Source organism: Yersinia sp. LJYL362, assembly GCF_048323875.1.
On the sequence record NZ_JBLWEX010000310.1, the window covers coordinates 41,186 to 49,625 of the forward strand.

The window sequence follows — 8,440 nt, forward strand, 5'->3', positions numbered from 1 at the left end:
GAGAGTAACGTGAATAAATCAGACTTTATTAAACGGATGATTGGCGTTCCGTGGGTTAACCGTGCCTACACGTTTGAGGAATGTGATTGCTGGGGTTTGGTCGTTCTTTATTACAAGCACGTTATGAATATAGATATCCCTATTATTGATGACTATCTAAATAATTCTGAATTTGGTCAGTGCTTCTCAATTGTCATTAAGCGATGGGGGCTTGCAAACTCAGCGGTAGATAGTGGGATGGTTGTTGCCTATTACGGTAACCAGCCGGTTCACGTCGGCATTCTTATCGGTAATAGGGTGCTTCATAGTCGCGGCGAGTTCAGTGCTACACGATTTGATAGGTTGACGGTCTTTGAGCGGGTTTATACTAAATTGGAGTTTTATCAATATGCCGAAAGTTAAAATTACGGCAATACCTGGCGTGCCTAACAAAAATATATCTGCGAATTCTGGTGATAGCATTCAGTCAGTGATTGATAAAGTAAACCTATTCCATGATGCCTCCGTTTTATTGAACGGCGTGATTATCGATGATAATTTTGATATTTCATATCAGCTTGATGAGCACGACGTATTAACCATCATAGACCAACCAAAAGGAGGGCTTTTTAAAACGCTACTAAACCCTCTGGAACACTTTAACCCGATAAAGTTTACCAAGAAAATACTTGGGTTTTTAATTAAAACCCCATCGGCTTCATTTGCTGCTGATGTTAATTCAAAAACCTCAACGAATAACAGCATTAAGGCCCAAACTAATACAGCAAGGAACGGCGAAGCGAGACCGGATAGTTTTGGATTAATCAGATCATTCCCTGACCTTATTCAAACTGGGCTTACTGAATACATTAGTAATGACCAGTATGTGACGCAATGGATGAATTTCGGTCTGGGTAAATACACAGTTTCATCTATCAGGTACTCAGAATCCAATATTGGCTCAATGCCGGGTTCGTCTTACCAAATTTACCAACCAGGTGAAACAATCCCACAAATCATAGAGCCAATACTCTTTGATGATGTTGATGGACAGGAGATACCAGGGGCCAATGAGTCTTCAGACTTCCCAGCCGAGACGGCAACAACCAATACAATCGTTTCAGGGAGTATTGCAGGAAATGAAGCTGTAGTTAAGATCGTCAAGAATAGCGATTTTGATTACTTCTATGACTTAGATAAGCCGCATGCTGTAACCGTGATTTTGAACGTAACTTATCCCACGGCATCAGGAAGCACAACCAGAAACGTGACATTAAGCGCCAACCTTACCGGGGCGCAGACAACTAATAATGGGGCTGTCATATCTCCAATTTACTACTATGTTTTCACATTTTCTGGGTTGGGTGGTTCTGATTATGATCAGTTACCTGCGACAACAGTGGTTAATACAACACTTTTCACAATAAATGATAATGAAGCGCTGATTGTTGGGCCGATGTATTCGCCAATAGCCTCATCACAGCTTTGGGTTAACTTAAAAGCTGACCTTGGTAATGATTCCTCAGCCAACGTAAATATAAATTGGGTTAAGGTCGATGATGATAATGTGCAAATCCCTGGCACTGAAGGTGCCATGCAATCAACACTATCAAATTCAACAGGCAAGAGCGATAGCATATACAAGACGGTTAAAATCACTCCTGCTGCCGGTGTTGGTCGGTACGCAATTAAGTTTCAGAGACCAGATAACAGCTCAGATTCAAATAGATTAATAGTTGAATCAATCCAAGGGATAAACATCAGAAATAACGTTGTCTATCCAGAAGATACCATCATAACAATCAAAATACGGGGTACAAAAAACGCCACCCAATCCAGGCAGCTAAAATTCAATGCGATGATCTATCGTCACGTTATCTCTTATAACCGAACCACAAAAACTATTAATTATGTAGAGTCTGCGAGTCGCAGCTTTGCTGACATAGTTCTTCATAACTGGATAGTCGTAGGCAGTCAGGACCCATCATCAATTGATATTGATGGGCTGTATGAGATATCTGATTCTCTATCAGATCCAAGGTTGGGTTATTTTGACTTCACTTTTGATGATGAGGATGCATCGCTTGGTGAGCGCATAAAAATAATTTGCGATGCAGCTACGGTGACGGCCTATGGAAATAGCGGAGTTCTCTCGTTTACCCGGGATGAGAAAAAGATTTACCCGGCGACAGTGTTCACCACATCGAACATGAAGCCAGATAACTATTCGCTTAGTTATGATATATCCCTACCAGGGACTTATGACGGTGTTGTTGTTAAGTATCGGAACCCGACAACGAATAAACAAGATTTTGTCCGTATGAAGATAGTGAATGGTGTTGTCACGGAAGGAACCCCAGTTAAAGGGAAGCAGATTGATATATTGTATGTCAGGAATAGGTTTCAGGCTTTAGACAGGGCCAATAAGGAGGCGAGGCGGTTAATCTACTCAAGGATGTCGATGACAGCAACTGTGATGTCTGACGGCGAGTGGGTAAATCTTGGGGATATGGTTCAGGTTCCTGATATGTACGATGAGCTTCACCAGCAAGGTTATATCGTACAGCGCGAAGGTAATGATTTTGACACCAATGAAAGAATAGAATTTTCTTCAAGTCCATTATTCGTCGTAATAACAAATAGCATGGGATACCCAACAGGAAAGTATCTTGCGTATAAAAGAGAGGATACCGACTTTGGGTTTACCGCTGAAATTCCAGAAATAAGTTTGAATATATGGGATGGACATGAAACACAATCAGCTTCGAGATTTTTTATTGCTGCTGAGTCTGAAATTGAATTAACAAAATGGACGATAACAGATAAAACTCCAAATACAGACGGAACGACATCTTTAACGCTAGCAGAGTATAGCGACAAGATACATGACTATGTAATCTCATAATTAACATCATTAACCAATAAGACCCAGCCAATGTGCTGGGTTTTTTTATGGAAAAAATATGACTACTACACCTACGCAAAATCCTGTGCCGAGCGAAGCTGCTGTTGATTTAAAGTTTAACGCCGGAAAGATAGACGAATTCGTTACCTCATTTTTACTTAAATACACAGATCGACTTGGACGAGATCATCTAACTATTGAGGGGATGAGGGACATAATTGAAAGGGCCATTAAAGCATTTGGCTTTATTACTATGGATTCGTTTGAGGACGGGGCTACGCTAGATAATTCCAGCCAAGTACTGCGTTGGAAAAGTAATGGTGAATATTATCGCTGGGATGGGTCATTTCCTAAGGTTGTTCCTGTTGGTTCAACGCCTGCAACAACTGGCGGCATTAGTACTGGTGCCTGGGTTGGTGTTGGTGACGCTGCACTTAGAACTCAACTGATGAGCACATCAAGCGGCTTGGGTGATGCTCTTGTTGGTGTGAAATCAACACTCACTTCTTCGGTTGGGCGCACACAGCATGATAAGAACGAGGAAACATTAAGTGTAAAAGATTTTGGGGCGATAGGTGATGGGGTAGCGATTGATACGGCGGCATTTGTCCTTGCATGTACATCAGGCCGAACGGTGCTAGTACCTCCAGGGACATATCTTATTGCGCCTGGGGTCAATCTGAGTGGGCACATGTTGATAGATGGAAATATTGTCATCAATTCAACCTGTACCATTGCTAGTGATGTCACGCTTAGAAGTGGAAGCATTACGGTAAACACCGGTTTTACCGCCACATTCTCGGGAACATTTAAAGCGCCAGTACATAGAATTTTTTATGGTGCTGGGATCGTTCTTGGCATAAAAGAAGTTTATCCGGAGTGGTGGGGTGCCAGCTCTACTGTAGGAAGTTCTGATGCATTAATGAATGCTTATAAATGCGCTACTTCAACTATAGTTCCGGCTGTTATCAACTTAATGGATGTGTACTTAATAGAGAAGACAGTTACATTTGGATTAAGCACTTATACTCCGGTGACATTTAAAACAGGTGGTTTTAATATTACTGGTTCAAGATTTAACTGCAGCAGTTCATTCTCCGGTTCTGTAGCCGTCTACTTCTCTTGTGATGCAGTTAACAATATTCTGTCATTCTCTATTAGTGGGGCTGGGCTAACCGTCACCAATAACGCAACAAATTCTGTTAACTATGGCGTGCAAATCGGCACTAGCAATGTAAATATCAATGGACTGGCAAAAAACCGCATTGAGAACTTAGTGACTGAAGGGTTTACAAATGCAGGAATCTATTTGGTTAACGCTCGGCTATTGTCATTTGTTGGATGCGCAACATGGAAAGGTAGCGCAACTGTAGCCAACGGCTTGGGAATTAGAATAGTGGGCACGTCGGCCACTTTATTCTGTGGTGATATTGATTTTACGAGCTGTCAATTTGTGCCAGAAGGTACAGGTTCAGCTGTGTTTATTGAATCAACTGTTAACTTGGGTGCTGTCGCTGGAATAACATTCGATAAAACAGCGTATTACAAAACACCATCTGGGACACAACTTAGCATTTACTGCTCTAATGGTGGTGCGGTTAGCGATATATGGGTTGCACCAGGGTGCCAATTTGATGGATTTGCGAACAAGTTTGTTAAGATATGGGCCACGGGTACTGGGTCATATATTGATAATATCCATTTTGTTAACACCTATTTCAGAGGGGCTAATGCGGCAAACTCATTTGAGGTTCTGGCTGATAATAGCGCTCAGGTTAGGGGGATAATTATTGATAGCCCTTGGGCTGGTAATGCTACTTCTGTTTTTAGTTTTACAGGAGTAAAGGGATTCAACATATCGAATGCGGTTTTCCATGATTTGTCAGGTGGAGCTTCGATTAGTGCAATTAACATTTCTGCGTGTAATGCATTCAGTGTAACAGGAGCTAAAGCAACCAGGTCTGGTGCATCATCATTTGCACGCTTGGTAAACATTGCTGGGGCTTGTGATAACTACGTAGTTACTGGAAACATTGGTAGCGGGATAACAACTTCGGCATCAGTTTCTGACACTGGAACAGGAGCTACAAAATATGTAGCGAATAACATTTAAATACTTCACGCTAAGCATCCCGTCGCTGCCAGTTTTATACATTTACTGACCAGCGTTAGGGATGCTTATTGTGTCATCTAGTTATATATTCATTCCAATTAGAATTGGAAATATATAAATGGATTAAATCCGTGCTCTACTACGGATATGCAAGATAGGAAGTACACAACCAAGCTGTATGCTCCTATAATGATAGGGTGCTTGAATAATGTATTTCTTAATTTATAAAACACTCTATCTTTCAATAAGCAAATGGAAAGAGCAAGTATCAGTATAAATATTACCTTCGGATCTGCTAAGCCCAGATTAGACTCTGTCCATACCTTAACATTATCGCCAATATTGAACATGGCCATCAAAAATGTTTTGGTTTCTGTCATGTCAACACTGCGGAATGGCACCCAAAGCAATGTTGTTAAAACTAATACAGGAATGCTTCCTAGCTTTAACTTATCGAGCTTCATTATTCCCATTCGCTCAAGAATCATCAATAGTCCGTGGCCTATACCCCATACAAGATATGTATATGCGGCTCCATGCCATAAACCACAAACAAAGAATACAATAAATAAATTGCGATACGTCTTGAACGTAGTGCTTCTATTACCCCCTAGTGGTATGTATATATAATCACGCAACCATCGCGATAGGGTCATATGCCATCGCTTCCAGAACTCAGTTATAGTGTGTGCGACATATGGTCGATTAAAGTTGCGAGGAAATCTAAATCCGATCATTCGGGCCATGCCGATTGCCATATCTGTATACCCTGAAAAATCAAAGTATATTTGGAAAGAGTAACATATCGAACTAAGCCATGCTGAATAGGTTGTGACGATAGAGCCAGGACTGTGCGCGGCATCAACAACGACACCTAGTGGGTCTGCTATTAGTGTTTTTTTCGCGAGACCGATAGAGAAAATCACCATACCCCAAAAAACATCACTTTTAATTAATCTTCGATGTTTTATTCCAAGCTGCTGTTTTATCTCAGAGTATCTTACCAATGGCCCTGCAATTAAATGAGGGAATAAAGCAATGTAAATAGCAAATTTTTTCAAATCTTTTTCTGGAGTTATTTTTTTATGGTAAACATCAGTTATATATGAAATGAAATGGAATACATAGAATGAAATGCCCAATGGCAGCACTAGGTGAAGGTCTTTTATTTGCGTGGTATAGTTCAAACCAAGCAAATCATTTATAATACTTGCCAAAAAAGAAAGATATTTATAAAAAACAAGAGGGGCAATGTTTGCTATTATTGTAAATATCAGCACATGTTTTGCTGACGAGTTGCCTCCATTCCTGTAAATGGCTCCTATTCTCAATGCAGCCAACCAGTTGAGCAAAAGAAGAATTCCCGCAACAGCGACCAAAGAGCCAACGCCAAGCAGATAGAAGAATACACTTGCGATTAAAATGAACCAATTGCGTAGTGCTATTGGCAGTAAAAAATAAAGGGCAAGAAACAATGGAAAGAAAATAAATAAGAATGCCGGTGATGAGAAAACCATTTTTTAAATTTCCTTCCTATATTGGCTCTTAAAATACAACCAATGCATACGCTGTATGTCCAAAATTTGGACAATAAGATATTTGCATTTTCCGTCTATTAACTTTGGAATATCCGACAACGGAAGACTTCTATCTAACTTAGTAAATTTGCTAAAGAAATCTGTCAATCCAACCACCAACATTCCGTCGCTAAAGCTATTCCCAAACATACATGTTTCAGGTAACAGCCCCTTATCCAGCACAGAATCAGTATCAAACTCAAGACCTGTTTTGGAAGCGTCAAATTGATTGATTTTATGGATAGGCTGCCATGTTTGCTTGACGTTTGGTTCCATCACATATTCATTGGCAATGAGTCGAGATGAAAATCGTGAATCAGAACCCAGGAACGGAGCATATTCAACTTCTAACTTATGATCCCAAAGTAATTTGGAACCCTCTTTTTCTGCAATTTGGTTCACTATGTCACGAGATACATAGTAAGCGGATATATTAGTCCAATGGAAATCTTGCGTATAAAACGTCCTGTATTCGTCCGGAACCGACTTAATCAGCTTCTCAACGTCGATAATGTTCAGTCTGGAGTCATCTTTCATTGCACTATAAAAATGCATGAAATTACTATCTTGTGGAATGCGGGGGGCAAAAAATGGGAGTCTATCTTTAATAAAATATTCTTTTTGCATAGGAGTAACAAAGTATGTTGTAACCCCCTGCTTTTTAAGGTCTTCTGAGAATTTCGCCATTCCGTTTATTATGGAATTTCTGCTTTCTGGCGAATCCATTTCCCTTTCGATAGATGGTAATTCATTATCAATGAGAGTTCTTCCATAAATATAGTTATCAGCACCATAATAGACTCTTGTTGATGAGCCAAAAAGCCTATAGTCCAATTCATTTTTGGATCTGATAAATAAATCTCTAAACCCCATGTTATCGTTGAACCACTTGTCAAATTTGCCATAGTTTTTATCAACGGCATACCAGGGGCCATCCCATTGCTCAGGGAATTTTGACAAGACACGCATCTCTCCAACAGGCTCCACTTTGGATAAATACCGGTCGCTAAATGATTTTATTGACGGGAAGGTATTAATTAGAGGGCCAAACAATGCGGGTGATTGAAGTATCACTAAGATAATGGGCAGAAGACTTACCGAAAACATAATCCACACAAAAATCATGTGAGGTCTTGATCTGTGGTTAGAATCAGGCAACGCTCCATGCTTATTTTTGATCATTTACCGTATCGTTCCTTGTTATAAAATAACATAATTATACTTGGTCTGAATTACTGCGGTAATTCTGGACAAAAACCAAACCAGAAATAAAACGATTTACTGGAAATTCAGGTGGATGTCATGAGTCACAAGCATGTGATGCTCATATATTAATCAATATAGTGAGTCAATTTAAGTTCATGGCTGACGTGCGATGGCGGGCAGATGCTTCTGGTGAACACAGTTATTCCTTTAGAACATGATATTCATATCCACTAGAGGCTAGCACTATTTATTATTCAAATTAACGTTTCTTCGCTCATCGAAACAAAATCTTACAGGCATCATAAACTGAATAAGCTACAACATAAATACTGGTGATTTATCAGGGAATATCTGCCAGGCAAAATGGAATGATGGTAGGCACGGATGCTTATTGACGTGTCATGAAAATGCTTATGTATCACGATGTGTATCACGTAAAAACAATAAGGCGATATGAATAATAACATTCGCCTTATTTTACAATGCATTGACTTATTCGCCTTAGAAAGCGTTGGTGTCTTTAAACAGGCCTACTTTTAAGTCGGTGGCGGTATAAATCACTTTGCCATCTACCAGCACTTCACCATCAGCTACACCCATAATCAATTTACGCATAATAATGCGTTTAAAATTAATACGGTATGTCACTTTCTTAGCATC

At 40.0% G+C, this 8,440-nt stretch carries 5 protein-coding genes and 1 pseudogene; 3 read left to right on the top strand and 3 right to left on the bottom strand.

Annotation, left to right across the window (positions count from 1 at the left end):
• Positions 1-9: 9 nt before the first annotated feature.
• The 3 genes from ACNSO8_RS24890 to ACNSO8_RS24900 are packed head-to-tail and all read left to right on the top strand — an operon-like array spanning position 10 to position 4,997.
• Positions 10-402 (top strand): NlpC/P60 family protein, encoded by a 393-nt coding sequence (locus tag ACNSO8_RS24890; protein WP_418396230.1) that lies wholly within the window; start codon positions 10-12, stop codon positions 400-402.
• The gene (locus tag ACNSO8_RS24895; protein WP_418396231.1) at positions 389-2,884 is read left to right on the top strand and encodes a host specificity factor TipJ family phage tail protein; all 2,496 of its coding nucleotides are present in this window, start codon (positions 389-391) and stop codon (positions 2,882-2,884) included. Before ACNSO8_RS24890 ends, ACNSO8_RS24895 begins: the two co-directional genes overlap by 14 nt.
• A 58-nt stretch (positions 2,885-2,942) precedes the next feature.
• Positions 2,943-4,997, top strand: a complete 2,055-nt coding sequence (locus ACNSO8_RS24900; RefSeq protein ID WP_418396232.1) for a glycosyl hydrolase family 28-related protein — start codon at positions 2,943-2,945, stop codon at positions 4,995-4,997.
• Between the two features lie 98 nt (positions 4,998-5,095).
• Here ACNSO8_RS24900 and ACNSO8_RS24905 read toward each other — a convergent pair whose 3' ends face one another.
• From ACNSO8_RS24905 to ACNSO8_RS24915, 3 genes and pseudogenes are all read right to left on the bottom strand, one after another.
• Positions 5,096-6,514 carry an MBOAT family O-acyltransferase gene (locus tag ACNSO8_RS24905; RefSeq protein WP_418396233.1) on the bottom strand — a complete coding sequence of 473 codons (1,419 nt, stop codon included), beginning with the start codon at positions 6,512-6,514 and terminating at the stop codon, positions 5,096-5,098.
• Between the two features lie 3 nt (positions 6,515-6,517).
• Positions 6,518-7,756, bottom strand: a complete 1,239-nt coding sequence (locus tag ACNSO8_RS24910; protein ID WP_418396234.1) for an alginate O-acetyltransferase AlgX-related protein — start codon at positions 7,754-7,756, stop codon at positions 6,518-6,520.
• A 525-nt stretch (positions 7,757-8,281) separates the two neighbouring features.
• Positions 8,282-8,440, bottom strand: a pseudogene (locus tag ACNSO8_RS24915) (3-hydroxyacyl-[acyl-carrier-protein] dehydratase FabA); the annotation flags it as partial.

Coding starts and splice junctions, on each gene's coding strand:
- ACNSO8_RS24895 (WP_418396231.1), top strand. CDS start 389: ATGCCGAAAGTTAAAATTACGGCAATACCTGGCGTGCCTAACAAAAAT.
- ACNSO8_RS24900 (WP_418396232.1), top strand. CDS start 2,943: ATGACTACTACACCTACGCAAAATCCTGTGCCGAGCGAAGCTGCTGTT.
- ACNSO8_RS24905 (WP_418396233.1), bottom strand. CDS start 6,514: ATGGTTTTCTCATCACCGGCATTCTTATTTATTTTCTTTCCATTGTTT.
- ACNSO8_RS24910 (WP_418396234.1), bottom strand. CDS start 7,756: ATGATCAAAAATAAGCATGGAGCGTTGCCTGATTCTAACCACAGATCA.